This is a genomic window from Streptomyces sp. NBC_01498 (genome assembly GCF_036327775.1).
GTDB lineage: Bacteria > Actinomycetota > Actinomycetes > Streptomycetales > Streptomycetaceae > Streptomyces.
Window position 1 is genome coordinate 1,306,908 of sequence record NZ_CP109598.1, and the last position, 26,140, is coordinate 1,333,047.

Sequence of the window (26,140 nt, forward strand, 5' to 3'; positions counted from 1 at the left end):
GCGGCAGTGGCAGCGGAGCGCTTGGTGGTCATCGGCGGTGACGCGGCGGGCATGTCCGCCGCGTCGCAGGCCCGCAGGTTCAAGGGGCCCGAGGAGCTGGAGATCGTCGCCTTCGAGCGCGGCGACTACGCCTCGTACTCCGCGTGCGGCATCCCCTACTGGGTCGGCGGCGACGTCGAGCGGCTGGAGGACCTCGTCGCCCGTACGCCCGAGGAGCACCGCGAGCGCGCGATCGACCTGCGGATGCGGACCGAGGTCCTGGAGATCGACACCGGGGGCCGGCGGGTCCGCGCCCGCGATCTGGACGCCGGGACCGAGGCGTGGACGGGCTTCGACAAGCTGGTGATCGCGACGGGCGCGCGCCCCGTCCGGCCGCCGCTGCCCGGCATCGACGCCCCCGGTGTGCACGGCGTGCAGACCCTCGGTGACGGCCGGTCGCTGATCGAGTCGCTCACCCGCACCGGCGGGGGCGGGCGCGCGGTCGTGGTGGGCGCGGGTTACATCGGCGTCGAGATGGCGGAGGCGCTGCTCAAGCGCGGGTACGAGGTGACCGTCCTGCACCGCGACGAGCAGCCGATGTCCACGCTGGACCCGGACATGGGCCGGCTGGTGCACGAGGCGATGGACTCCCTCGGGATCACGACGGTCGGCGGCGCCGCCGTGTCGAAGATCCTGACCGGTGACGACGGCCGGGTGCGGGCGGTCGCCACCGACGACGCGGAGTACCCGGCCGACGTGGTCGTCCTCGGCATCGGTGTCCGGCCGGAGACCGCGCTCGCCGAGGCCGCCGGTCTGCCGCTCGGCCCGCACGGCGGGCTGCTCACCGACCTGTCGATGCGGGTGCGCGGCCACGACGGCATCTGGGCGGGCGGCGACTGCGTGGAGGTGCTGGACCTGATCACCGGCACCACCCGGCACATCGCGCTCGGTACGCACGCCAACAAGCACGGCCAGGTGATCGGCGCCAACGTGGCGGGCGGCTACGGCACGTTCCCGGGTGTCGTCGGTACGGCCGTCAGCAAGGTGTGCGACCGGGAGATCGCCCGGACGGGGCTGCGGGAGAAGGACGCGCGGGCGGCGGGGCTCCAGTACGTGTCGGCGACCATCGAGTCGACGGGCATCGCCGGATATCTGCCGGACGCGCCGCTGATGACGGTGAAGATGCTCGCCGAGCGCCGTACGGGGCGGCTTCTCGGGGTGCAGATCGTCGGCGGCGAGGGCGCGGCGAAGCGGGTGGACGTCGCGGCGGTGGCCCTGACGGCCGGGATGACGGTGGAGCGGATGACGGCGCTGGACCTGGGGTACGCGCCGCCGTTCTCGCCGGTGTGGGACCCGGTCCTGGTGGCGGCGCGCAAGGCGACGGCGGCGGTCCGCGGGGCGGGCTGGTAGGGCGCCGTCCGGGGCCCGACCCGACGCGGGTCGGGCCCCGGACGGCCCGTCCCGGGTCCTACGCGGCCAGCAGGTCCGCCAGCCGGTCCCGTACGCCGTCCCTGCCGCCGTCCGGGACCGGCACCAGCCTCTCCTCGTGCCGCGGGTCCCGCGTCAGGACGTGCAGCCGCCCCTCGTCGCGGGCCAGGACCAGATCGGTGCTGGCCCCCGCCGTCTCCGCCGATCCGACCGCCGTGTACTCGGTGACGGTGACCAGCGCGGAACGCTCCGCCCCGCCGAGCACCGCGTCGGTGTCCACCGACGGACCGGTGTCAGCCGACGGGCCCCGGGGCAGCCACTCGGTGAGCATGCGAAGCGCCTCGTCGAACTTGTGCAGGCCGATCTGGTGGACGCCGAGCGCGTCGATGCGCACCATCAGACAGATCCGCTCGGGCTGGGGCAGCAGCAGGATCCGCCACGGCTCGCCCGGCACCGTTCCGGTCGTCCGGGCGTCGAGCACCTTCCTCGCCCGCTGCTGGAACGCCACGGCGATGCCCAGGTCCCCCCGTACCTGGACCTCCTCGCCCGAGGAGCCCGCGAGAAGCATCTGGCGGGCGGCCAACGAGCGGACGGCCTCGGCGAGTTCGTCCTCCGACGGGCGGGCCTCCAGGAAGTCCACGATCGCGTCCACGGCGGTGAGTTCGGCGATGGTGTACGCGCCGAGCAGCACCGGCCCGGTGTCCACCAGGTCCACCACGGCGGTGACGAGGCCCCCGGGCACGGATGCCGTACCCGGCGTCGCCGCATCCTGCGACGAGGACACGGGCTGAGATGTGGACGGGGATTCGGACGGGGGCTGGGACGGGGTGCCGTCCTGGGCGTCGCTCATGACGAACCTCCTGTCGGCAGCCCGCCCGCGGCGGGCCTCTCGCGGCTCTTCCTCAGAACCGCGGCGGCGGTACGGGACGGGGTCTGCGTCACCCACACGTCGGAGTTGCCGAACAGGCCACGCCCGGCGGTGCCGGACAGCGCCTGCCCCAGCTCGCCGGCCAGATCCGGCCGGTCCGGCGGCGGGAAACGGGCCGCGAGCCGCTGGGAGACGGCGGTGACGTCGTCGTTCGCCTCGATCCGGCGCAGCGCCCGGGTCACCGACCGCGCGACCGGCGGGGTCAGTGAGGTGGGCACGGCCAGCATCGGCGTGAGGTACAGCGGGCGCCGCTCCGTCATCCGGGACAGGCCCCAGGGCCCGACGTTGCTGTGGGTGAACCGGTAGACCACGTAGTCCACGAGGTGCCGCAGATCGCTCGGCCGGGGCAGCTTGGGGCCGCCGAACGCGGCCGGGGTCTTCTCCAGCTGCACCCAGGTGCCGGTCGCGGTGCGGCCGTGCAGTTTCTCCCGTACGACCTGGCCGCGCATCCCGATGTCCGGGTAGCGCGTCTTGTCGATGTCACGGTGGTGGCTGGACAGCCGTGGATGGCTGCCCTTGGCGAACCGCCAGTCCTCGTACAGGTCCGGGTCGTCCACCAGCACATGGCCGCCGCGCAGCACGTCGCGCAGCTGCGGTACCTGGAGCCCGTGCCGCTCCAGGTCGGCGAGGATCACCGCTTCCTCGGGGCTGAGCCGCTGGGCCGCCTTGACCAGGCCCTTGCGGTACGACCCCGCCCGCGCGGTGATCTCGATCATGAGCCGCACCCGGGCGCGTACCTGTTCGGTCCGCTCGGCACCGGCGGCGTCGGGAGCCGCTGCGCCGGACCGCTGGGGGCGGGCGGTGAGCGCCCGCGTGTGCTTGCGCTTCATCTGGCCAGTACAGCACGGTACGCGGGCGCTCGCAGGGCCGGTCGGCGGCCCCCGGGGCAGGGGGTGTCAGCGGGTGGTGCGGGTGTGGACGTACTCCACGAGGCGGGTCAGCGAGTCCGGGTCCATCGAAGGCAGCACCCCGTGCCCGAGGTTGAACACATGGCCCTCCAACCCCTTGGCGGCGTCGAGGACTTCGTCGGTCTTCTCCTCGACCGCCGACGTGGGCGCGAAGAGGACCGCCGGGTCGAGATTGCCCTGGAGTGCCTTGCCGGGGCCGACACGGCGGGCCGCCTCGTCCAGCGGGACACGCCAGTCGACGCCGACGACGTCCGCGCCCGCCTCGCCCATGAGGCCCAGCAGTTCGCCGGTCCCGACACCGAAGTGGATGCGCGGCACGCCGTACCCGGCGATCATGTCGAGGACCTTGGCGGAGGCGGGCATCGCGGAGCGCCGGTAGTCGGCGGGGGCGAGCGCGCCCACCCAGGAGTCGAAGAGCTGCACGGCGCTGGCGCCCGCCTCGATCTGCACCCGGAGGAACGCGCCGGTGATCTCGGCGAGCCGGTCGAGCAGATCGGCCCACAGCCCGGGGTCGCCGTACATCATGGCCTTGGTGTTCTCGTGGTTGCGGGAGGGCCCGCCCTCCACGAGATAGCTGGCAAGCGTGAACGGGGCGCCCGCGAAGCCGATGAGCGGGGTGGACCCCAGCTCGGCGGTGAGCATACCCATCGCCTCGGTGACGTACGGGACGTCGTCCGGCGTCAGGTCGCGGAGCTGCGCGAGGTCGGCCCGTGAGCGGATGGGCCGCGCGACGACGGGGCCGACGCCCGGCTTGATGTCGAGATCGACGCCGATGGCCTTGAGGGGGACGACGATGTCGCTGAAGTAGATCGCGGCGTCGACACCGTGCCGGCGGACCGGCTGGAGCGTGATCTCGGTGACCATGTCCGGCCGCGTGCACGACTCCAGCATCGCCGTGCCCTCGCGCAGCTTGCGGTACTCGGGCAGCGACCGTCCCGCCTGGCGCATGAACCACACCGGCGTGTGCGGTACGGGCTCCCGCCTGCACGCCTTGATGAAAGCGGAGTCGCGGGTGGCGAGTGTCGCCGCTGTCGCTGCGGTCTTCGTCGGCTGGCCCGAGGGGCGGTCGTTGGCGCTCACGCCCAGAATCTTCGCATGTACGCGGAAGCACCGGCCCCGGGCCGGGTGTCCTTCACCGCACGGGAGGCCGGTTCCGCCTACTCTTCCCCGCATGGCTGCGGCTCAGGGACAGTTCTCCGATCATTCCAGCGGCGTCGGCGGTACGGGGGGTACGGAGGGGGACTCCGTCCCGTCCCCGTTCCGGCTGGCCGTCGAAGCTCTGCGGACGGCGCGGCTGCGCCCGGAGATGGAGATCGACCCGACCAAGCCGCCCCAGCGGCTGGCGCCCCACGCGTACGCCCTGGAGGCGGCGGTCGTGCAGGGCGACGACGACCTGGCCGACGGCAGGCTCGTCCTGCTCCACGACCCGGACGGGCACGACGCCTGGCAGGGCACCTTCCGGCTGGTGACGCTCGTACGGGCGGAACTGGAGCCGGAGATGGCGGCGGACCCGCTGCTCCCGGAGGTCTGCTGGTCGTGGCTGACGGGCGCGCTGGAGGCGCGCGGGCTGTCGTACGGGGAGCCGAGCGGCACCGTCACGCGCGCGGGGTCGCACTACTTCGGCGGCCTCGCGGAGCGCCGCCCCGCGACCCAGATCGAGATCCGGGCGTCCTGGACACCGCGCGAGGGCATGGGCGGCGTCCCGGACGCGGCCACGCACCTGGCGGCGTGGTGCGATCTGCTGTGCCAGCTCGCGGGGCTGCCGCCGGCGGCGCCGACGGGTCCGACGGAGCCGGGCGCGGGCGTGGTGTCCCTCCCTCAGCGGCGGGGGCCGGGCGCCCGGTAGGGGAAGTCCCCCCGGACCGCGTGCGCCGGGCCGGGCCGGCCCCGTGCCCCGGCCGGTTCGCCGAGCGGCATGCCGGGCCGCGCCCCGGCTGGTTCGCCGGGTCGTACGCGGAGCCGCTCCCGACCCGCTCCCGGGGCCGCGCTCCGGCCCACTCCCCGGGGTCCCGCCCAGGGGTGATATTCGGCCATCGGGGAGGGGCCCACTCGTAGGATGATCGATCGCGCATCCGAATTGCCCGAATTGTTACTCATCAATTCGTGATCATTCTCTAAAGGCGAGGACGGTTGCTGCCGAAGAGGTCAATGACCCTTCAAGCACGGTTCGCCCACGGCTTCATCCCCGAGCCGGCCCGTCCCGCACCCTCCCAGGAGGTCTGGTGTCCGTTCTCCTCGAGCAGCCCGCAAGCCTGGTCGCCTACCGCCCGAACAAGCCGACGGCCATGGTCGTCGTGGCCGACCCTCGCGTCCGCTCCACCGTCACGCGCCATCTGTGGGCCCTTGGAGTACGTGACGTCATCGAGGCATCGTCCATCGCGGAGGCGCGTCCCCGCGTCGGCAATCCACGCGACATCTGTGTCGCCGACGTCCACCTGCCCGACGGTTCCGGGCTGACCCTGCTGTCCGAGACCCGGGCGGCGGGCTGGCCCAACGGCCTCGCCCTCTCCGCCGCCGACGACATCGGCGCGGTGCGCAACGCCCTCGCGGGCGGCGTCAAGGGCTACGTCGTGACCGGTACGCGTACGAACATCGGCCACCCCGGCCGCCCCGGCGCCGGCCCCCTCGGAGCCGGACCCCGGATGCACCGCCGCCCCCCGGGCGCCCCGAGCCACCCGGGCGGCTACCGCGAGCTCTCCGGCCGTGAGGTCGAGGTGCTCAGACTGGTCGCCGAGGGCCAGTCGAACAAGGCCATCGGCGTCTCCATGGGCCTCTCCGCCCTGACCGTCAAGAGCCACCTCGCCCGGATCGCGCGCAAGCTCGGCACGGGCGACCGGGCCGGAATGGTCGCCGTCGCCCTGCGTACGGGGATCATCCACTGACCGGTTTCACCCGCCCCACGGGCCGCCCCGCCCGCCGACGGAACGTTCCGTCGGCGGGCGGCGTCCGTTCACCGATACCCTTGACACGTGACCGACGCCCAAGAGACCGCAGCAGACCCAGCACTGCGAACCACCGGGGGCGCTCCCCCGGACGACGTCGAAAAGGCGCCGATCCCTTTGTTGGAGCCTCGCGAAGGCATTCCGCCGGTGGTCGCCACCGACGAAGCGCTCGCCGAGGTGATCGCCGCGTTCGCGGCGGGCACCGGCCCGCTGGCCGTCGACGCCGAACGGGCGTCCGGCTACCGGTACGGCCAGAGCGCGTACCTCGTCCAGCTGCGCCGCGAGGGCGCGGGCACCGCGCTCATCGACCCCGTCGGCTGCCCCGACCTCTCCGCCCTCGGCGACGTCCTCGCCGACACCGAGTGGATCCTGCACGCCGCCACCCAGGACCTGCCGTGCCTCCGGGAAATAGGCATGCGCCCGGCCCGGCTGTTCGACACCGAGCTGGCCGGACGCCTCGCGGGCTTCCCGCGCGTCGGCCTCGGCGCCATGGTGGAGAACGTGCTCGGCTTCGCCCTGGAGAAGGGCCACTCCGCCGTCGACTGGTCGACCCGGCCGCTGCCCGAGCCCTGGCTGCGGTACGCGGCTCTGGACGTGGAGCTGCTGGTCGATCTGCGCGACGCGCTGGAGAAGGAGCTGGACCGGCAGGACAAGCTGGACTGGGCCCACCAGGAGTTCGACGCGATCGCCTCCGCCCCGCCGGCTCCCCCGCGCAAGGACCCGTGGCGCCGTACGTCCGGTATGCACAAGGTCCGGCGGCGCCGGCAGATGGCCGTCGTACGTGAGCTGTGGAACACCCGCGACCAGGCCGCGCAGCGGCGCGACGTCTCCCCCGGCAAGGTCCTCAGCGACGGCGCGATCATCGAGGCGGCGCTGGCGCTGCCGGTGAACGTGACGGCCCTGACCGGGCTGCCCGGCTTCGGGCACCGGATGGGCCGCCGTCAGCTCGAACAGTGGCAGACGGCGATCGACCGGGCGAAGGCGCTGCCCGACACCGCGCTCCCGCAGCCCGGCCAGCCGCTGAACGGTCCCCCGCCGCCGCGCTCGTGGGCCGACAAGGACCCGGAGGCGGCGGCCCGGCTGTCGGCCGCGCGCGCCTCGGTGACGGCGCTCGCGGAGCGGCTGCACATGCCGCAGGAGAACCTGATCACGCCGGACACCGTACGGCGGGTCTGCTGGGAGCCCCCGGCCGAGCGGAGCGTGGAGGCGGTGTCCGAGGCGCTGGCCGCGCACGGGGCGCGACGCTGGCAGGTCGAGCAGGTGGCACCGCTGCTGACCCGGGCACTGACGGCCACGTCGGCCACGGGGTAGGCGGCGCCTGGAGCCGTGGCCGTGGCCGTGGCCGGAAAGTAGCGCCGGGCGGGGGCGGGGCGCCGGCCCGCGAGGCGCGGGAGCCCGCCGTGTACGGGCGTACCCGGCCGACACCGGCACCACTTCCGAGACTCCCCGGCGGCACCCGGCCCGGTCCGGCCCCCTCGCCGGGCGGGGCGGGCGGAAGTCGCCGCGCCCGGCGGCGCGGGCACCCGACACCCGCGAGGCGCGGGAGCCCGCCGCGTATGGGCGCACCCGGCCCACACCGACCCCACCCCCAAGGCGCCCGGCGGCCACCGAGGCGTACGCGCCGGCGCGCTCTCCCGCGCCGTCGGGCCCGGTCCGGCCGCCCTCGCCGGGCGGGGCGGCGTGGGCGCCCGCGAGGCGCGGAAGCCGGGCCCGTTCCGGGTTATCCAGCAGGCACCGGCACCACTTCCAGGGCACCCCGGCGTACGCGCCCGGCGCTCCCCGGGTACGCCCGGACCGGGCCGGCCACCCTCGCCGGGCCCGGCAGCGCGTGCGCCCGCTAGGCACGGAAACCCGCCGCCTACGGGCGCACCCGGCCCACACCGGCACCACCCCCAAGGCGGCCCGGCGGCCACCCCGGCGTGCGCGCCCGGCGTGCCCCGGCGGCGCCCGGTTCGGGTCGGCCGCCCCCGGCGCACCCCCGTGGTGACCTGCGGAACACCTCGGCAGCCTGTGCAGTGCGGTTACCCGCAAGTAGCATAGGATCCGAAGAGCGTGCCGCAGCAGAGCCATCCCCGCACCCTGGAGGAGAGCCATCGTGCCTCGTACCGTCAGGGACGTCGTCTTCGTCGACGGCGTCCGCACCCCGTTCGGCAAGGCGGGCCCGAAGGGCATCTACCACGAGACCCGCGCCGACGACCTGGTCGTGAAGGCGATCCGGGAGCTGCTGCGCCGCAACCCCGGACTGGACCCCGCCCGGATCGACGAGGTCGCCGTCGCCGCGACCACGCAGATCGGCGACCAGGGGCTGACCCTCGGCCGTACCGCGGGCATCCTCGCCGGGCTGCCGCAGTCCGTGCCCGGCTACTCGATCGACCGGATGTGCGCGGGCGCGATGACCGCCGTGACGACCACCGCCGGGTCGATCGCCTTCGGCGCCTACGACGTCGTCGTCGCGGGCGGTGTCGAGCACATGGGCCGCCACCCGATGGGCGAGGGCGTGGACCCGAACCCCCGGTTCGTCTCGGAGAAACTGGTCGACGAGTCGGCCCTGTTCATGGGGATGACCGCGGAGAACCTGCACGACCGCTTCCCGCACCTCACCAGGCTGCGCGCCGACGAGTACGCCGTGCGCTCGCAGGAGAAGGCCGCCAAGGCGTACGCGAACGGCGCGATCCAGCAGGACCTCGTGCCGGTCTCGGTGCGCCGCACCAGCCCCGAGGGCGGCGAGACCGGCTGGGGCCTGGCCACCGCCGACGAGCCGATGCGCCCCGGTACGACGCTGGAGTCGCTGGCCGGTCTGAAGACGCCGTTCCGCCCGCACGGCCGGGTCACCGCGGGCAACGCGGCAGGTCTGAACGACGGCGCCACCGCCTCGATCGTCGCCTCCGAGGAGTTCGCCCGCGAGGCCGGACTGCCGGTGAGGATGCGCCTGGTGAGCTACGCGTACGTGGGGGTGGAACCCGAGGTCATGGGCTTCGGTCCGATCCCCGCGACCGAGAAGGCCCTCGCCAAGGCCGGTCTGTCGATCGGTGACATCGGTCTGTTCGAGATCAACGAGGCGTTCGCCGTCCAGGTGCTGGCCTTCCTCGACCACTACGGGATCGCCGACGACGACCCCCGGGTCAACCAGTACGGCGGCGCCATCGCGTACGGGCACCCGCTGGCGTCCTCCGGCGTACGGCTGATGACGCAGCTCGCCCGGCAGTTCGAGGAGCAGCCGCAGGTCCGCTACGGCATCACCACCATGTGCGTCGGCTTCGGCATGGGCGCCACGGTCGTCTGGGAGAACCCGCACTTCGACGGAGGAAACAAGTGAGCACCGCCGAACTCCTGAAGTCCGCGGCCGAGTTGTTCCCGGACGAGGTCGTCACCCAGGCGCATGTGCGCCATCTCGAACTCCCCGGCGGTGTCGGCACGTTCGCGCTGATCACGCTGGACAACGGCCTGGACCACACCAAGCCGACCACCTTCGGCCCGCAGTCGCTGGCCAACGTGGACGCCGCGATCGGCCAGGTCGAGGCCGAGGCGGCCGAGGGCCGGATCGTGGGTGTCGGGATCACCGGCAAGCCCTTCATCTTCGCCGTCGGCGCCGACCTCAAGGGCGTCGAACTGCTGACGCGCCGCGAGGACGCGGTCGCCATCGGCAAGGGCGGCCACGAGGTGTTCAAGCGGCTCGCGGGGCTGGCCGTCCCGACGTTCGCGTACTACAACGGCGCGGCGATGGGCGGCGGCGTCGAGATCGGGCTGCACTGCTCGTACCGCACCGTCTCCGCGGCGCTGCCCGCCTTCTCGCTGCCCGAGGTCTTCCTCGGCCTGGTCCCCGGCTGGGGCGGCTGCACCCTGCTGCCGAACCTGATCGGCGCCGACCGCGCGGTCACCGTCATCATCGAGAACTCGCTCAACCAGAACCGGCAGCTCAAGGGCGCGCAGGTGCACGAACTGGGCATCGCCGACGCCCTGTTCGAGGGCGCGGACTTCCTGGAGCAGTCGCTGCGCTGGACCGCGTCGGTGCTCAGCGGTGAACTGGCCGTGGTACGCCCGGAGATCGACCGGGGCGAGGCGTGGGACCGGGCGGTGGCGCGCGGCCGGGCCGTCGCGGACTCCAAGGTGCACGGCGCGGCACCGGCCGCCTACCGGGCGCTGGACATCGTCGCCGCCGTCAAGGACGGTGACCTCCAGGCGGGTTACGACGCCGAGGACACCGCGCTCGCCGACCTGATCATGGGGGGCGAACTGCGGTCCGGGATCTACGCGTTCAACCTCGTGCAGCGGCGGGCCAAGCGCCCGGCGGGGGCGCCGGACAAGTCGCTCGCGCGTCCCGTCACCAAGGTCGGTGTCGTCGGGGCCGGGCTGATGGCCTCCCAGCTGGCGCTGCTGTTCCTGCGCCGGCTCGAAGTGCCCGTGGTGCTCACGGACATCGATCAGGACCGGATCGACAAGGGCGTGGGCTATGTCCACGCCGAGATCGACAAGCTGCTCGGCAAGGGCCGGATCAACCAGGACAAGGCCAACCGCTACAAGGGTCTGGTCAGCGGGGTCCTGGACAAGGCGGACGGGTTCGCCGACGCGGACTTCGTCATCGAGGCCGTCTTCGAGGAGATGGGCGTCAAGCAGCAGGTGTTCGCGGAGGTCGAGGCGGTCGCCCCGGCGCACGCGATCCTGGCCACCAACACCTCGTCGCTGTCCGTCACGGAGATGGCGTCGAAGCTGAAGAACCCGGAGCGGGTCGTCGGCTTCCACTTCTTCAACCCGGTCGCCGTACTGCCCCTGTTGGAGATCGTGCGCGGTGAGCGGACGGACGACGCGTCGCTGGCGACGGCGTTCGGTGTGGCCAGGAAGCTCAAGAAGAGCGCGGTGCTGGTGAAGGACGCCCCGGCGTTCGTCGTCAACCGGATCCTGACCCGCTTCATGGGCGAGATCCAGAACGTCATCGACGAGGGCACCCCGGTCGACGTCGCGGAGCGGGCGGTCGAACCGCTGGGACTGCCGATGTCACCGCTGGTCCTGCTGGAACTGGTCGGCCCCGCGATCGGTCTGCATGTCTCCGAGACCCTCAACCGGTCCTTCCCGGACCGCTTCACGGTCTCGCCGAACCTGGCGGCCGTGGTGAAGGCGGGCAAGCGGGGCTTCTACCTGTACGACTCCGGGAAGCCGGAGCTGGACCCGGAGGTCCTGGCGCTGCTCTCGCAGGGCGACACGGTCCTGACGGAGGAGCAGACGCGGGCCCGGGTGCTGGACGCGGTGGCGGGGGAGATCGGGCTGATGCTGGACGAGGGTGTCGTCGCCGAGGCCCAGGACATCGACCTGTGCCTGCTGACCGGCGCGGGCTGGCCGTTCCATCTGGGCGGCATCACCCCGTACCTGGACCGCGAGGGCGTCTCGCGGCGGGTGAACGGGAAGCCGTTCCTGGCGCCGGGTGTGGCGAGCGTTCCCGCGTAACGCACGGGCGGGCACGTACGACGGGCCGGGCCCGGCGGATCACTCCGCCGGGCCCGGCCCGTTCGTCGTTCGTCGTGGGGACGGAGTGATCCGCTGCCGCCGACCCGGCCGACGGTGCCCGGTCTCCCCCATCGGCACAGCGCTCGGGTCCCGACGGACTTCTCGCGCGCGGCACTTGGACGGCCCCGGCCCCGTGGTTCCGGTCGCCGGACCCCACGGGTCCGCGCGGCGTACGACCGGCGCTCGCCCGGGTGCGGCCCGTCGTCCGCCGCGCGGCACGCCCCGGTCACGGGACGCGCACTCCGGCGCGCCCGCCGCCCACCCGGCTGCGGGGCTCCGTCAGACGCGGGACCAGGCCGCCAGTGCGAGGCCCGGTTCCGCCTTCTGCCGGGCGATGCGCAGGCCGCCGTCCTTGGCGACGGCCGCCATCACCACGCGGCCCGTGCCGTCGAGCGCCAGCGCCGGGGCACCCACGCACTCCTCGCCGGTCGGGGTCCAGGTGACGCCCGCCGCCTCGTCCTCCGTGGGGTACGCGGCGAGCATGGGCCGGCCGTCGAGGCCGCGCTGGGCCAGGATCGTGCAGTCGTGGCCGTCGACGGGGGTGCGGAGCAGGGCGATCGGTCCGGTGCCGGGTCCGCCCAGCGGGGCGGTCTCGCCCTCGTCGAGCCGCCAGGCGTGCACCGTACGGTCGTTGGTGTCGCGCCAGTAGTGGGTGAGCCGGCCGCCGCCGGTGCGTTCGGAGGTCAGGGTGCCGGGCGTGACACGCGCCGCGAAGCTCTTGAGGTCGCGCTCGGCCTTCGCGGCGACCTTCGGCTGGCGCCAGCGCATCACCGCGTCGTCCGTCGGGCCCAGGACCTCGATCAGCCCGTCCTCGCCGACGACGGCCGACGCCTCGCCGGTCATCCGGGAGCCCTTGAGGTCCGCCCAGGTGAGCCAGGCGCCAGTGGGCTTCTGGATCCGGGCCGACATGCCCCGCCCGGCGTTGCGGGCGAACAGGTGCAGGGAGCCGTTGGGGTCGACCACCGCCGTGGGCAGGCCGAGCAGCCCGCCCTTGGCGAGGTCCTTCGGATACGGCGTACCGAGCGGCTGCCAGTCCCGCAGCGGACGGCCCGTCTGGAACTGCACGGCGTAGACGACATCCGTACGGATCGGCCCCTCGGCGGTCGGCGTGCGGCGCAGACCCACCAGATGGACATAGCCCTGGGCGCCGCTGGCGAGGGAGAGATACGGCAACAGGCCGGGCGCCGGGAGGAGTTCGGGCCCGGTCCAGCGCGGACCGCCCGGCCGGTCCTCGGTCCACCGCCGTACGCCCTCGTCGGTGGGCATGTACGCGGTGAGTCTGCCGTCCTTGCCGCGCAGCAGCCACCCCGAGGTCGCGGGCAGCACACCGTCCGCCGTGGGTACGGGAACGGACTCAGCAGGCCGGCCGCCGGTCTCCGGGGCCTCGCCAGGGCTGCGTCCGGATCGTTTCGACGTCCGTGCGGACCGCAGTGCCATGACCCACTGCCACCTTCCCAGCGCATGAAATTTCCCCGACGATAACACTCGGGAGCGAACAGGAACCGTACCGCCCCGTCAGCTTGTGGCACGCTCCTGAAGTGCGGATTCTACTGATTGTCGACGGGGCGAACGTGGTCGGTTCGGTGCCCGACGGATGGTGGCGCGACCGGCGGGGCGCCGCCGAGCGGCTGCGCGACCGGCTGGTGCCGCTCGCCGTGCCCGGACTGCCGGACGCCGGGATTCCGGGGCCGGTGGAGACCGTGCTCGTGGTGGAGGGGCAGGCACGCGGGGTGGAGTCCGTGCCGGGGGTGCGGGTGGAGTCGGCGCCCGGCAGCGGGGACGACCTGATCGCTGCCCTGGCCGGGGACGCCGGGGCCCGGCCGTGTGTCGTCGTCACCGCCGACCGTGAACTGCGGCGCCGGGTCGAGGAGATCGGGGCCCGCTGCGTCGGACCCCGGACGGTGCGTCAACTCCCGCGCGAGCGCACGTAGAAGACCGCGCCCGCGACGGTGCCGGGCAGCCGCTCGTACGAGCCGGCCAGCAACCGCCGCAGGGTGGGCAGGTGTTCGGGGGCGTACGGCTTGCCCCGGGAGTCGTCGACGATCAGCGCGGGGGGCCGCGTCCGCATCTCGGCGGTGAACACCCGCCAGGCGCCCGGGACTCCGTACGCCTCGCCGACCCGGGGGCCGTTGCGGCCTCCGCTGAAGTTGGTGAGGAGCCCGGCGGTCAGATAGCGGCTGGCGGGGGCGCGGTCGGCGAGCCGGTACGTCTGCGGGTGTATCCCCCACACGAGAACCCGGTCCGCCGGGGCGCTGTGCTGCCGTACGGCGGCGGCGACGCGTGCGGCGTGGGCGAGTTCGGGCCGGGGCGCGAACGGGGCCCAGAGGACGAACAGCGCGCACACGCCCGCCGGGACGGCCAGGACGGACCGGAGCCGTTCCCGGCGCAGCGACCGGAGCGCGGCGGTCGCCAACAGGGCGACGGGCGGCAGGAGTTGCTGGAAGTAGTGCCCGTAGAAGTGGAATCCGACGGCGACGGCCCCGGCGGAGGCGCCGCACCAGATCCAGAGGTCGGTGAGGGGTCTGCCGGTCACCCGTCCGGCGCGCAGCGCCCGGCGGACCGGCGGCAGGACGCCCGCGCAGCAGAGGCCGAGGAGCAGGGTGTTCACCACGGCCCGCAGCAGCACGTACAGCTCGGAGCCGCCGAGGGAGAAGGCGTACGAGCCGGAGCCGGTGACCGTCCAGAAGACGAAGCCCGCCGGGTCGGTCAGGAGCGCGGCGGCGGTGACGGGGGCGGCGAAGCCGATCACCGTACACGGCAGGCGCGTCGCGAGGGCCGCGCGTCCGGAGGTCCGCCAGAGCATCCAGAGCACGGGGACGAGGACCGCGCCGCCGGTCTGTTTGGTGAGGAACGCCCCGGCGACCGCGACTCCGGCGGCGCCCCAGCGGCCCCGGTCGGCGCAGAGGACGGCCGCCGCCGTGAAGGGCAGCATGACGACCTCGAAGGTGACGGCCTGGCCGTCCTGCGGGACGAAGCCCACCGAGATCAGCAGGAAGAGCACACCGGCCGTGACGCCGGAGCGGTCGCCCCAGCGGTGCCTGGCGAAGGCCGCGAGCAGCACGGCGGTGGTGAACTGGGCGGTGACCGCGAGGAGTTTGACCGCGTGGACGGACTGGTCGCCGAAGAGGGTGAACGCCGCCTCGTACAGCAGGGGCAGCAGGGGTGTCTTGCGGTCTACGACGGTCTCGTACAGTTCTCCGCCGTCCGCGAGCATGCGGGCCTGGACGGCGAGGTAGCCCTCGTCGGGGCTCCAGAAGGGCAGCAGGAAGGACGGCAGGCGGACGGTGAGGGCGATCAGCGCCAGGACGGGCAGGAGCCGCCGCCAGTAGCCGGAGGCGGGCCCGGCGGCGGCCGGGGCGGCGGACCTACGGGTGGGAACCGGGCGGACCGGGGCGGGGCGGGGTGCCGTGGACGGCGGCTCGACGGGCATGCGTGACTCTCGTACGGGGGTGGGACGGAACCGAGGGTGCGTCAGCCGGACTTGGCGAGGCGGCTGTTGCGCCGCCCGTAGGCGAGGTACACGACGACACCGACGGCCATCCAGATGCCGAACCGCAGCCAGGTCTCGGCGGGCAGGTTGAGCATCAGCCACAGCGAGGCGAGCACGGAGACGGCGGGCAGCCAGGGCACCAGCGGGGTACGGAAGGTCCTCGGCAGGTCGGGGCGCGTACGGCGCAGGATGACGACGCCGATGGCGACCACGACGAAGGCGAAGAGGGTGCCGATGTTCACCAGGGAGGCCAGTTCCTCGATGCTGGTGAAGCCCGCGACGACCGCGATGATCACACCGAGCAGCACCGTGGAGCGGTAGGGGGTGCGGAACTTGGGGTGCACGTGCGAGAACAGCCGGGGCAGCAGCCCGTCACGGCTCATGGCGAAGAACACCCGGGTCTGGCCGAGCAGGAGGATCATGCAGACGGTGGTCAGGCCGACGGCGGCGCCGAAGCTGATGACGCCCGCGTAGAAGGGATGGCCGGTGGCCTTGAAGGCGTCGGCCAGCGGTGCGTCCACGGTGAGTTCGGTGTAGTGCTGCATACCGGTGACGACGACGGAGACGGCCACGTACAGCAGGGTGCAGATGATCAGTGAGCCGAGGATGCCGCGCGGCATGTCGCGCTGCGGGACCTTGGTCTCCTCGGCGGCGGTGGCGACGATGTCGAACCCGATGAAGGCGAAGAAGACGACGGAGGCGGCGGTGAAGATGCCCATGACGCCGAAGTTGGTGGGCACGTAGCCGAAGATCAGCTGGATGAGCGGGGAGTCGAGACCGGCGCCCGCGGGCTGTTCCACGGCCTTGGGGATGAACGGGGAGTAGTTCGCGGAGTCGATGAAGAACGCGCCGGCGATGATGACGATCAGGACGACCGTCACCTTGATGGCCACGACGATCGCGGTGACGCGGGCGGAGAGCTTCATGCCGAGGATCAGGACGCCGGTCAGCAGGAGGACGAGGAGGAAGGCGAGCAGGTCGAAGCCGAAGCCTTTCTCCTCGCTGGTGCCGGCGAGTGCGTCGGGCAGCTGCCAGCCCGCGTTGTCCAGGAGCGACTGCACATAGCCGGACCAGCCGACGGCGACCACGGCGGTGGCGAGGGCGAATTCGAGGACCAGGTCCCAGCCGATGATCCAGGCGGGCAGTTCGCCGAGCGAGGCGTAGCTGAAGGTGTACGCGGATCCGGCCACCGGCACGGTCGAGGCGAACTCCGCGTAGCAGACGGCCGCGAGGGCGCAGACGATGCCGGCGGCGACGAAGGCGAGGGCGGTGGCGGGGCCCGCGTTGTCCTTGGCGACGGCGCCGGTGAGGACGAAGATGCCGGTGCCGATGATGACGCCGACGCCGAAGACCGTCAGATCCAGCGCGGAGAGCGACTTCTTGAGCGCGTGCTCCGGCTCCTCGGTGTCCCTGATGGACTGTTCGACGCTTTTCGTGCGGAACATCGAGTCGCGTGGGGGGCGCGAGTCGTGCGGGGTGGTCACCGGCGTACCTCCGAGAGCGTGGTTGCCGCCATGATCGAGAGGTGCTCGGCGACCGGGTACCCGGAAAGGCTTATTTCACACGGATGAGCCGGTCGGACCACCCGTAGGGGGAGTCCGACCGGCTCGTCCGCCGATGTGTTCGGCCGTCTCGGCGTGTCGGCCTGTCGGCCTGTCGGCGACACGCTCCAAACGACAGCCCCTAGTCGCGGGTGATCTCCTCGGCGGCCGAGGGAACCACGGTCATGCGGCCGTCGATGCGCGAGACCAGGCCGGTGACCTGGCGCGCGATGTCCGGGGCGGTCAGGCCGATCTCGGCCATCAGCTCCTTGCGCGACGCGTGGTCGAGGAAACGGGCCGGGATGCCGAAGTCCCGCAGCGGGATGTCGACCCCGGCGTCCCGCAGGGACTGGGCGACGGCCGAACCGACGCCGCCCGCGCGGCTGTTGTCCTCGACGGTGACGACGACACGGTGCCGCTCGGCGAGCGGCGCGAGCGCCTCGTCGACGGGCTTGACCCAGCGCGGGTCGACCACGGTGGTGGAGATGCCCTGCTTGTCGAGGAGATCGGCGATCTCCAGACACATCGGGGCGAGCGCGCCGACGGAGACCAGCAGCACGTCCGCCGGGCCCTCGGCCGGGCGGCGCAGCACGTCCATGCCGCCCGCCTTGCCCACGGCGGCGACGGCGGGACCGACGGCGCCCTTGGAGAAACGCACCACGGTCGGGGCGTCGTCCACCAGCACGGCCTCCCGGAGCTGGGCGCGGACCTGGTCGGCGTCGCGCGGGGCGGCGATCCGCAGATTCGGCACGCACTGGAGGATCGACATGTCCCACATGCCGTTGTGGGAGGCGCCGTCGGTGCCGGTGATGCCGGCCCGGTCGAGGACGAAGGTCACGCCGCAGTCGTGCAGGGCGACATCCATGAGGACCTGGTCGAAGGCGCGGTTGAGGAAGGTCGCGTACACGGCGAAGACGGGGTGCAGCCCGCCGGTGGCCAGACCGGCCGCCGACACCGCGCCGTGCTGCTCGGCGATCCCCACGTCGTACACCCGGTCCGGGAACGCCTTGGCGAACTTCTCCAGTCCGACCGGCTGGAGCATCGCGGCCGTGATGGCGACGATGTCGGCCCGCTCCTTGCCGAGCTTGACCATCTCCTCGCCGAACACCGAGGTCCAGTCGACGCCCGAACTGGCGATCGGCAGACCGGTGTCGGGGTGGATCTTGCCGACGGCGTGGAAACGGTCGGCCTCGTCCAGGAGCGCGGGCTGGTAGCCGCGGCCCTTCTCGGTGAGGCAGTGGATGATGACGGGGCCGCCGAAGCGCTTGGCGCGCTGGAGGGCGGACTCCAGGGCGTCCAGGTCGTGGCCGTCGATCGGGCCCACGTACTTCAGGCCCAGGTCCTCGAACATGCCCTGGGGGGCGATGAAGTCCTTGAGGCCCTTCTTCGCGCCGTGCAGCGTGTCGTAGAGCGGGCGGCCGACGACCGGGGTGCGCTCCAGGATGTCCTTGCCGCGGGCCAGGAAGCGTTCGTAGCCGTCGGTGGTACGCAGGGTGGCCAGGTGGTTCGCGAGGCCGCCGATGGTGGGCGCGTACGAGCGCTCGTTGTCGTTGACGACGATGACGAGCGGGCGGTCCTTGGCGGCGGCGATGTTGTTGAGCGCCTCCCAGGCCATGCCGCCGGTGAGCGCGCCGTCGCCGATGACGGCGACCACGTGGTCCTGGCGGCCGAGCACCTGGTTGGCCTTGGCGAGTCCGTCGGCCCAGCCGAGGACCGTCGAGGCGTGCGAGTTCTCGATGACGTCGTGCGGGGACTCGGCCCGGGACGGGTAGCCGGAGAGGCCGCCCTTGCTCTTGAGCCTGGTGAAGTCCTGACGGCCCGTCAGGAGCTTGTGCACATAGGACTGGTGGCCGGTGTCGAAGAGGACCTTGTCCCTGGGCGAGTCGAAGACCCGGTGCAGGGCGATCGTCAGTTCGACGACTCCGAGGTTGGGACCGAGGTGTCCGCCGGTCTTGGAGACCGCGTCGACGAGGAAGGACCTGATCTCCCCGGCGAGCTGGTCCAGCTGCTCCGGGCCGAGACGGTCCAGATCACGCGGGCCCTTGATCCGGGTCAGCAGGTCCCATCCGTCGCCCACCGCCGCCTCGGGCGGTCGCGCTGCGCGCGGCTGTGTCACCGTGCCTCCTAGCGTTGAAGATCTGGCGTGCCGGTCCGCCGAGTCTAATGTTCCCGCCACGCCGGACGTCATCGGGCGGCGCGTCGTTCACCGTACGGGCGCCCGTTCGAGGGCGGCCGGCCGTGCGCCGGTGACACGGGTGTGCCCGGTACCGGGGGTCCGGTACCGGGCACGACGCGGTGGGACGGGCGGTCAGGCGCGGCCCGCTGTCTTCTGGGTCTTCCGGGTGACGGCGTCGATGACGACCGTGGCCAGGAGCACACCACCGGTGATCATGTACTGGATCGGCGAGGCGATGCCCTGGAGGGCGAGCCCGTACTGGATCGACGTGATGACCAGCACACCGAGCAGCGCGTTCCAGGTGCGGCCCCGGCCGCCGAAGAGGCTGGTGCCGCCGATGACGGCCGCCGCGATGGCGTTCATCAGCAGCTCACCGCCGCCGGCTCCCTGGTTGGCGGAGGCGATCTTCGAGGCGATGAAGAGACCGCCGATCGCGGCGAAGGTGCCCGCGACGGAGAAGACCGCGACGCGGACGCCGACGACGCTGATACCGGCGCGGCGGGACGCCTCGACGCTGCCGCCGAGCGCGAATATCTTCCGTCCGAACGAGGTGCGGCGGAGCACGAAGTCCGTCAGCACCAGCACGAGCAGGAAGATCAGCACGGCCAGGGGCAGGCCCTTGTACTGGTTGAACATGATGGCCACGGCGAAGGCCAGCACCGCCAGCAGCGCCGTACGGACGATGATCTCGCTCAGCAGCCGGGAGGGGACACCGGCGGCGGCCCGGCGGCGGTTGTCGAGGAACGAGGAGAGGAAGTACGCGCCGACCGCCACCACCGCGAGGCCGTAGGCCGCGGCGACGTCGGAGAAGTAGTAGCCGGTCAGCTTGCCGACCAGGCCGTCGCGGTCCAGGTTGATGGTGCCGTTGTCGCCGAGGATCTGGAGCATGAAGCCGTTCCAGAACAGCAGACCGGCCAGGGTCACGGCGAACGCGGGGACGCCCACCCGGGCGAAGAAGAAGCCGTGGATGGCGCCGGCCACCGCGCCGGTGAGGATGGCCAGGACGAACGCCAGCCACTCCGCCATGCCGTGGGTGACGGCGAGGACCGCGAAGACGCCGCCCGCCACACCGCTGACCGAGCCGACCGACAGGTCGATCTCGCCGAGCAGCAGGACGAAGACGATGCCGACCGCGATCATGCCGGTGCCGACCATGGCGACCGAGATGTCGGTGAGGTTGCCGGCGGTCAGGAAGTTCCCGTTGAGGCTGGTGAAGATCGCCCAGATGATGATCAGGCCGATGACGACGGGTATGGAACCGAGGTCACCGCCGCGCAGCTTGCGCTTGAACTCGCCGAGGTAACCGGCGAAGCCCTGCTCGCGTACGAGGAGACGGGGGTCGACCGCGACGGTCGCGGCTCCCGCCGCCGGGGCGGGCGCGTCGTCGGCCAGGCCGACCGGTGCCGAGGTCTTGTCGACGCTCACTTCTTGGCCTCCACGTTGCGCGCCGCGCGGCGGGTCACGGCGTTGTCCGTGGCTCCGGTGATCGCGGAAATGATGTCTTCCTGCGAGGTGCCGGCGACGTCGAAGAAGCCGTTGTTGCGCCCCAGCCTGAGCACGGCGACCTTGTCGGCCACCGCGCGGACGTCCTCCATGTTGTGGCTGACGAGGATCACCGCGTAGCCGCGTTCGCGCAGCCGCTCGACCAGGTCGAGGACCTGGGCGGTCTGCTCGACGCCGAGGGCCGCGGTGGGCTCGTCGAGGATCACCAGCTTGGGCTCGCCGAGCATGGACCGGGCGATGGCCACGGTCTGGCGCTGGCCGCCGGAGAGCGAGGCGATCGGGATACGCACGCTGGGGATGCGGATCGAGAGCGTGGTGAGCAGCTCGCGGGCGCGGCGCTCCATCTCGACCTCGTTGAGTACACCCCAGGAGCGCAGCTCCCGGCCCAGGTAGAGATTGCCCACGACATCGAGGTTGTCGCAGAGCGCGAGGTCCTGGTACACCGTCGCGACGCCCAACTCCTGCGCGTCGTGCGGCTTGTTGATCGCGACGGACCGGCCTTCCCACTCGATGACACCGTCATCGATGGGATGAACTCCGGCGATCGTCTTGACGAGCGTGGATTTGCCGGCGCCGTTGTCGCCCACGAGGGCGACGACCTGTCCGGCGTGGACCTCAAGCTCTACGTCGGTGAGCGCCTGCACGGCACCGAACCGCTTGGAGACCCCTCGCAACGCCAGCACGGGCGTAGCGGTCACGTAAACCATCTCCTTCGCCGCCTGGCCGGCGGGGATACCGCGCCCCTGGGGGATGGTGGGCGCGGAGGGTCGAGCAGAAGAGAGAACTTCGGGGTGTTCGGGGGACACACGAAAAGCCGTGAAGTGGTCCGTCCGGCGCCCCGCCCGGTAGCGGGACGGTTGAGGGCGGGGCGCCGGACAGGCTTCAGGGCGGGTTTCCGCGGTCGTACCGGCCGGTGATCAGCTCAGGCCGAGGGCGTCGCACTGGGCCTTGAACTTGGCCGTGCAGATCTCGTCGATCGTGTAGATGCCGTCCTTCAGCACCGTGTCCTTGATGTTGTCCTTGGTCAGCGAGACGACCGGGACGAGGACCGACGGGACGCCCTTGGTGGTGGGGCTGTCGACCTTCGTCTTGGCGAGGGAGTCCAGGCTCTCGCCCTTGGCGACCTTGACGGCCATCTCGGCGGCGACGGACGCCTCGGCCGGGTAGGGCTTGTAGACGCTCATGAACTGCTCACCGGCGACGATGCGCTGCACACCGGCGAGTTCGGCGTCCTGGCCGGTCACGGGCGGCAGCGGCTTGATGCCGGCGCTCTGGAGGGCGGTGATGATGCCGCCCGCCATGCCGTCGTTGGCGGAGTACACGCCGACGATCTTGTCCTTGCCCAGGGCCGTGATCGCCGCCTCCATGTTGGCGTTGGCGTTCTCCGGCTTCCACTCCTTGGTGTCGTACTCCTTGCCGACGGTCACCTTGCCGTCGAGGACGGACTTGGCGCCCGACTTGAAGAGCGCGGCGTTCGGGTCGGTGATGGCGCCGTTCATCATGACGATGTCACCGTCCTTCGCCTTCGGGCCCAGCTCGTCCAGGAGCGCCTGGCCCTGGACACGGCCGACCTCTTCGTTGTCGAAGGAGACGTAGCCGTCGATCGGGCCCTCGGCGAGGCGGTCGAAGGCGATGACCGGGATGCCGGCGTCCTTGGCCTTCTGGACGGAGCCCGCTATGGCCTTGGAGTCCACGGCGTCCACGATCAGCGCGTCGACCTTGTTGGTGACCATGGTGTCGGCCTGCTGGTTCTGCGTCGACGCGTCCTGCTTCGCGTTGGCGTAGACGATCTTGCCGGTGCCGCCGGTCAGTTCGCTGACCTTCTTCTCGATGAGCGGCTTGTCGAACTTCTCGTAGCGCGCGGTCTGGTTCTCGGGCAGCAGCAGACCGATGGTCAGCGGCCCGTCCTTCTTCGCGGGCTCCTTGGCGGAGTCACCGGACTCCTTGGCGCTTCCACAGGCGGCGAGCGAGACGGCCATCGCGGTGGCAGCGGCAGCCACGGCAGCACGTCGGAGATGTGCGTTCACTTCAGAAACCTCCCTGACGAGGCCGCGACGTTGCGGCCGAGGTGGCTGGAAGTCAACTCCGCTGCGGACTCGACGTCAAGGAGTAAATCCTTAACGAGATGACAACGGTGCCATTCGTTATCTAAGTGAAGACAGGAGAGCCCACGGGCAGGGCGCTCTCCAGAAGGGTCGAATCGCCCATCTCGCTCAGCACGAGGGCGAGCGCGCCCAGTACCTCCGCGCGTCCGCCGAGGGCCCCGGGGAGCACCGAGAGCTGCCGGGCCGCGCTCGGGATCGCGTACCGGGCGACGGACTCCCTGATGGGCGCGAGGACCAGCTCCCCGGCCTCCGCCAGGTCGCCGCCGAGCACCACCCGGCTGGGGTTGAGCAGGTTGCAGAGATTGGCGACGCCGCTGCCGATGTGGCGGCCGACGTCGGCGATCACCCGGCGGCAGCCCGGATCGCCCTCGCGGGCCAGCTGGACGACCCGCTCCATGGTCAGGTCGCGGCCGTGGCTGGAGCGGAGCAGCGGCAGGACGTAGCGGGCGGCCGTGAACGTCTCCATGCAGCCGCGGTTGCCGCAGCGGCAGACGGGGCCCGACTCGTCGAGCGTGATGTGGCCGATCTCGCCCGCCGTACCGCCCGGTCCCCGGTAGATCTGGCCGTCCATGACCAGACCGGCGCCGACACCGCTGGCGACCTTGATGTACGCGAGGTCCTTCACGCCCCGGCCGCTGCCCCAGACCAGTTCGCCGAGGGCGCCCAGATTGGCGTCGTTGTCCACGTACACCGGCACGCCGAGCCGGCCCGCCAGCTCCTCGCTGGGGTTGATCCCCGTCCAGCCCGGCAGTATCGAGGTGGAGCCGAGCGTGCCCGAGACGACGTCGATCGGGCCCGGCACCCCGAGGCCCACACCGATGACCTTCTGACGGCCGATGCCGGTGGCCTCGATGAGCCGCTCCACCAACTCCTCGGCCCGGCCGAAGCCGTAGGCCGACGAGGCGTCCACGTCCAGCGGTTCGGACTCCTCGGCGAGGACCTGGTGGGCCAGATTGCCCACGGCGACCCGCAGATGGGTGTGGCCGAAGTCGACGCCGATGACGATGCCCGCGTCCCCGCTGAGCGAGACACTGCGGGCCCTGCGCCCGCCCGCCGAGGTGGGGGTCACCTCGACCGTGCCGCCCTCCCGCAGCTCGCGGACGATGTTGGAGACCGTGGCGGCCGACAGCCCGGTGCTCCGGGCGATCTCGGCCTGGGTGAGCGAACCCGCCATGCGTACGGCGCGGACGACGCGCTCCAGATTCGCCCGGTGCAGAGACGACTGCGACCCTGGGGTCTCCACAACTGATCCACTCCTGCCCTTGGCGGACGGCACGACCACCGCCACCGGTCGGGGTCGCGCCTGTGAAACCCCGACGTATCTCCAACTTGTGAACTCTAAGCTCAGCCTTTCGGGCCGCTTCCCGTCAAGACCTTGAGCAGTGCCGGACCCCGATGAACACGGTACGTACGCATCTGACCTGCGATTCTTACCGTTTTGGCGAATTTCGACCGAGGCTGGTGGCGAAAATTGATCCCTCGGCTCGGGATGGATACCGAACGAACCCTTCCGCATGAGGCCGGCGCCCGGTCCCGGGCCCGCTCCCGCAGCCGGTCGGGGGCCCTGTCGCGCGCGTGGTACCGGAGCGCGCGAACCGCCCCCCGGCGGGCGGCCGGAGGGCGGTGCGGTGACGCGACGACGGAGGGGCGGAGGGTCCGGGGCCGGCGGTCCGGCCCGGGACGGAGGCTCGGGCCGGAGCCGTGGCCGACAGGGGGCGGCCCCGGGACCGGCGCTCGGGCCGGACTACTTGAGCGCTCCCGCCGTCAGGCCCGCGACGACCTGGCGCTGGAAGATGATGTACGCGGCGAGCACCGGCAGCATCGCCATCACCAGTCCGGCGAACAGCCCCGAGTAGTCGCCCTTGTAGCCCTGGCTGACGGCCAGCTGCACCAGACCCTGCGAGAGCACCTTCTTCTCCGGGTCGGTGTTGAGGACCGTGGGCAGCATGTACTGGTTCCACTGCCCGAGGAAGTTGAAGATCCCCACGCTGATCAGACCCGGCTTCGCCATCGGCAGCATGATCTGGAAGAAGGTCCTCGTGTGCGAGGCGCCGTCGATGATCGCCGCCTCCGCCACGGACGTCGGCAGCGTCCTGAAGAAGGACGACAGGAAGAACACCGTGAACGGCAGCGAGTAGGCGATGTAGACCAGGATCAGCCCGTGCGTGGTGTTCAGCAGCCCCATGTTGTTCATGACGAAGAACAGCGGGACCAGCGCCAGGATGATCGGGAAGCTCATCCCCCCGATGAAGAGGAAGTAGATGAACCGGTTCCCGGGGAAGTCGAAGCGCGCCAGCACGTACGCGGCCATCGAGCCGAGCACCAGCGTGCCGATCAGCGAGCCGCCCACCACCAGAAGAGTGTTCAGGAAGTAGTCGCTCATGTGCGCCTGGGTCCAGGCCCGCGACCAGTTCTCGAAGTGGAGCCGGTCCGGCAGCGCCCACGGCGAGCTGAGGATGGAGTCGTCGTCCTTGAAGGAGGACATCACCGCCCACAGCAGCGGCAGCACGACCAGCAGCGCCCAGATGACCAGCACACCGTGCGAGAACACATTGAGGACGGTGCCCTCACGCCGGTCCTTCTCCGGCGGCGCCGCCACCTCCGTCACCGGCGGCCGGTCCTGCGGCTCCCCGGGCAGCGCGGCCGGAGGCGTGTCAGTGGTCTTCATCAGAACTCCAGCCGCTCGCGCCGGCCCAGCTTCGTCACGACTGCCGCGAAGGACAGCGTCACCACCAGCAGGGCGACACCGATCGTTGTGGCATAACCGGCCTGCGCGTCCCGGAAGGCCGTTTGGTAGACGTACAGCGGCAGCACCGTGGTCGAGTAGTCCGGTCCGCCGCCGCCCGGTCCGATGGTCATGATCTGCACGACCGCGAACGCCTCGGCACCCAGCGCCAGGATGCCCATGTAGATCCAGCCCGCCTGCACGGTGTCCCAGAGCAGCGGCAGCGTGATCCGGAAGAAGGTGGTGAACCGGTCCGCGCCGTCCAGCAGCGCCGCCTCGTAGTAGTCCTTCGGAATGGACGCCATTCCGGCGGAGAAGAGCACGACGAAGAAACCGACCGTGCTCCAGATCAGCACCGCCATCACACACCAGAGCGCGAGATCCGGATCACCCAGCCAGAGCGGCTGGACGTCGCCCAGACCCACCGCGGAGAGCGCCGCGTTGATGGCGCCGCTCTCCGGGTTGTACGCGAACTGGAAAAGCAGCGCGACGATCGCGATGGAAAGCACCTGCGGGAAGAAATAGGCGATCTTGTAGAAGGACGAACCGCGGACCCCTCTGATCGCCGCGCCTTTCCGCTGCCGCCCGCCGACATTGATCATGAAGGCGAGGAACAGCGCCAGGCCGAGCGTCACCAGCGGCAGCAGCAGCACGAAGATCAGGCTGTGCTGCAAGGACTTCCAGAAGACGTCGTCCTGAAACATCTTCGTGTAGTTGTCGAAGCCCACCATCGTGAAATCGGAACTCAGCCCCGTCCAGTCCGTGAACGAGTAGTAGATGGACTGGATGAACGGCCAGATGACAAAGACCGCGTACAACACCAGAGGGGCGACAAGAAACCCCACAATGAACCGGTATTTACCGTGCTGCATGGATCCGACCCCGATCTGTGCGCGGATGCCGCCGCTGGTGACGC

Annotated in this window: 20 protein-coding genes; 7 read left to right on the forward strand and 13 right to left on the reverse strand. The window is 71.7% G+C overall.

Translation table 11 applies throughout. From position 1 onward, the window contains the following. The first annotated feature begins 6 nt into the window (after positions 1–6). A complete protein-coding gene (locus tag OG875_RS05470) occupies positions 7–1,389 on the forward strand; it encodes an FAD-dependent oxidoreductase (protein ID WP_330173095.1) in 1,383 nt (460 codons plus the stop codon). Positions 1,390–1,447: 58 nt separating this feature from the next. On the opposite strand, the gene OG875_RS05475 is transcribed toward OG875_RS05470, so the two are convergent. The 3 genes from OG875_RS05475 to hemE form a co-directional block, all read right to left on the reverse strand. Beyond that, a complete protein-coding gene (locus OG875_RS05475; RefSeq protein ID WP_330173096.1) occupies positions 1,448–2,257 on the reverse strand; it encodes a hypothetical protein in 810 nt (269 codons plus the stop codon). Next, positions 2,254–3,165 (reverse strand): hypothetical protein, encoded by a 912-nt coding sequence (locus OG875_RS05480; RefSeq protein WP_330173097.1) that lies wholly within the window; start codon positions 3,163–3,165, stop codon positions 2,254–2,256. Before OG875_RS05480 ends, OG875_RS05475 begins: the two co-directional genes overlap by 4 nt. A gap of 66 nt (positions 3,166–3,231) precedes the next feature. After that, positions 3,232–4,323: a uroporphyrinogen decarboxylase gene (hemE, locus tag OG875_RS05485; RefSeq protein ID WP_330173098.1), complete on the reverse strand. Its 1,092-nt coding sequence runs from the start codon at positions 4,321–4,323 to the stop codon at positions 3,232–3,234. A gap of 91 nt (positions 4,324–4,414) precedes the next feature. On the opposite strand from hemE, the gene OG875_RS05490 reads away from it, so the two are divergent. The 5 genes from OG875_RS05490 (at position 4,415) to OG875_RS05510 (ending at position 11,624) form a co-directional block, all read left to right on the forward strand. After that, positions 4,415–5,089 carry a DUF3000 domain-containing protein gene (locus tag OG875_RS05490; RefSeq protein ID WP_330173099.1) on the forward strand — a complete coding sequence of 225 codons (675 nt, stop codon included), beginning with the start codon at positions 4,415–4,417 and terminating at the stop codon, positions 5,087–5,089. A 376-nt stretch (positions 5,090–5,465) separates the two neighbouring features. Next, on the forward strand, positions 5,466–6,125 hold the full coding sequence (locus tag OG875_RS05495; RefSeq protein WP_330173100.1) for a helix-turn-helix transcriptional regulator: 660 nt from the start codon (positions 5,466–5,468) through the stop codon (positions 6,123–6,125). Positions 6,126–6,212: 87 nt separating this feature from the next. After that, positions 6,213–7,496: a ribonuclease D gene (locus tag OG875_RS05500; RefSeq protein WP_330173101.1), complete on the forward strand. Its 1,284-nt coding sequence runs from the start codon at positions 6,213–6,215 to the stop codon at positions 7,494–7,496. Between the two features lie 784 nt (positions 7,497–8,280). Next, positions 8,281–9,501, forward strand: coding sequence for a thiolase family protein (locus tag OG875_RS05505; protein WP_330173102.1), 1,221 nt, complete (start codon positions 8,281–8,283; stop codon positions 9,499–9,501). After that, on the forward strand, positions 9,498–11,624 hold the full coding sequence (locus tag OG875_RS05510; RefSeq protein ID WP_330173103.1) for a 3-hydroxyacyl-CoA dehydrogenase NAD-binding domain-containing protein: 2,127 nt from the start codon (positions 9,498–9,500) through the stop codon (positions 11,622–11,624). The genes OG875_RS05505 and OG875_RS05510 overlap by 4 nt, the downstream gene beginning before the upstream one ends. A 339-nt stretch (positions 11,625–11,963) precedes the next feature. On the opposite strand, the gene OG875_RS05515 is transcribed toward OG875_RS05510, so the two are convergent. Then, positions 11,964–13,121, reverse strand: coding sequence for a hypothetical protein (locus OG875_RS05515; RefSeq protein ID WP_330173104.1), 1,158 nt, complete (start codon positions 13,119–13,121; stop codon positions 11,964–11,966). A 101-nt stretch (positions 13,122–13,222) separates the two neighbouring features. On the opposite strand from OG875_RS05515, the gene OG875_RS05520 reads away from it, so the two are divergent. Next, positions 13,223–13,615 carry an NTP pyrophosphohydrolase gene (locus tag OG875_RS05520; RefSeq protein WP_330173105.1) on the forward strand — a complete coding sequence of 131 codons (393 nt, stop codon included), beginning with the start codon at positions 13,223–13,225 and terminating at the stop codon, positions 13,613–13,615. Here OG875_RS05520 and OG875_RS05525 read toward each other — a convergent pair. The 9 genes from OG875_RS05525 to OG875_RS05565 all read right to left on the reverse strand — a co-directional run bounded on the left by OG875_RS05525 (position 13,591) and on the right by OG875_RS05565 (position 26,096). Next, positions 13,591–15,114 carry an ArnT family glycosyltransferase gene (locus OG875_RS05525; protein ID WP_330173106.1) on the reverse strand — a complete coding sequence of 508 codons (1,524 nt, stop codon included), beginning with the start codon at positions 15,112–15,114 and terminating at the stop codon, positions 13,591–13,593. The genes OG875_RS05520 and OG875_RS05525 overlap by 25 nt on opposite strands. Positions 15,115–15,155: 41 nt before the next feature. Further along, positions 15,156–16,619, reverse strand: a complete 1,464-nt coding sequence (locus OG875_RS05530; RefSeq protein WP_330177608.1) for an amino acid permease — start codon at positions 16,617–16,619, stop codon at positions 15,156–15,158. Positions 16,620–16,857: 238 nt separating this feature from the next. Beyond that, a complete protein-coding gene (gene dxs / locus OG875_RS05535) occupies positions 16,858–18,792 on the reverse strand; it encodes a 1-deoxy-D-xylulose-5-phosphate synthase (RefSeq protein WP_330177609.1) in 1,935 nt (644 codons plus the stop codon). 231 nt (positions 18,793–19,023) lie between these two features. Next, positions 19,024–20,316, reverse strand: coding sequence for a sugar ABC transporter permease (locus OG875_RS05540; RefSeq protein WP_330173107.1), 1,293 nt, complete (start codon positions 20,314–20,316; stop codon positions 19,024–19,026). Next, entirely contained in the window at positions 20,313–21,101 is a 789-nt protein-coding gene (locus tag OG875_RS05545) for an ATP-binding cassette domain-containing protein (RefSeq protein ID WP_330173108.1), read from the reverse strand. The genes OG875_RS05540 and OG875_RS05545 overlap by 4 nt, the downstream gene beginning before the upstream one ends. A gap of 210 nt (positions 21,102–21,311) precedes the next feature. Next, positions 21,312–22,421, reverse strand: a complete 1,110-nt coding sequence (locus OG875_RS05550; RefSeq protein ID WP_330173109.1) for an ABC transporter substrate-binding protein — start codon at positions 22,419–22,421, stop codon at positions 21,312–21,314. 121 nt (positions 22,422–22,542) lie between these two features. Next, on the reverse strand, positions 22,543–23,742 hold the full coding sequence (locus OG875_RS05555) for an ROK family transcriptional regulator (RefSeq protein WP_330173110.1): 1,200 nt from the start codon (positions 23,740–23,742) through the stop codon (positions 22,543–22,545). A gap of 501 nt (positions 23,743–24,243) precedes the next feature. Next, the gene (locus OG875_RS05560; protein ID WP_330173111.1) at positions 24,244–25,167 is read right to left on the reverse strand and encodes a carbohydrate ABC transporter permease; all 924 of its coding nucleotides are present in this window, start codon (positions 25,165–25,167) and stop codon (positions 24,244–24,246) included. Next, complete coding sequence (locus OG875_RS05565) at positions 25,167–26,096, reverse strand: carbohydrate ABC transporter permease (RefSeq protein WP_330173112.1); 930 nt, start codon at positions 26,094–26,096, stop codon at positions 25,167–25,169. The genes OG875_RS05560 and OG875_RS05565 overlap by 1 nt, the downstream gene beginning before the upstream one ends. Positions 26,097–26,140: the final 44 nt, after the last annotated feature.

Bases quoted from the DNA above. Each gene is read 5' to 3' on its own strand.
- OG875_RS05545 (WP_330173108.1), bottom strand. From the start codon at position 21,101: ATGGTTTACGTGACCGCTACGCCCGTGCTGGCGTTGCGAGGGGTCTCC.
- OG875_RS05565 (WP_330173112.1), bottom strand. From the start codon at position 26,096: ATGCAGCACGGTAAATACCGGTTCATTGTGGGGTTTCTTGTCGCCCCT.
- OG875_RS05490 (WP_330173099.1), top strand. From the start codon at position 4,415: ATGGCTGCGGCTCAGGGACAGTTCTCCGATCATTCCAGCGGCGTCGGC.
- OG875_RS05515 (WP_330173104.1), bottom strand. From the start codon at position 13,121: ATGGCACTGCGGTCCGCACGGACGTCGAAACGATCCGGACGCAGCCCT.
- OG875_RS05480 (WP_330173097.1), bottom strand. From the start codon at position 3,165: ATGAAGCGCAAGCACACGCGGGCGCTCACCGCCCGCCCCCAGCGGTCC.
- OG875_RS05475 (WP_330173096.1), bottom strand. From the start codon at position 2,257: ATGAGCGACGCCCAGGACGGCACCCCGTCCCAGCCCCCGTCCGAATCC.
- OG875_RS05560 (WP_330173111.1), bottom strand. From the start codon at position 25,167: ATGAAGACCACTGACACGCCTCCGGCCGCGCTGCCCGGGGAGCCGCAG.
- OG875_RS05530 (WP_330177608.1), bottom strand. From the start codon at position 16,619: ATGTTCCGCACGAAAAGCGTCGAACAGTCCATCAGGGACACCGAGGAG.
- OG875_RS05525 (WP_330173106.1), bottom strand. From the start codon at position 15,114: ATGCCCGTCGAGCCGCCGTCCACGGCACCCCGCCCCGCCCCGGTCCGC.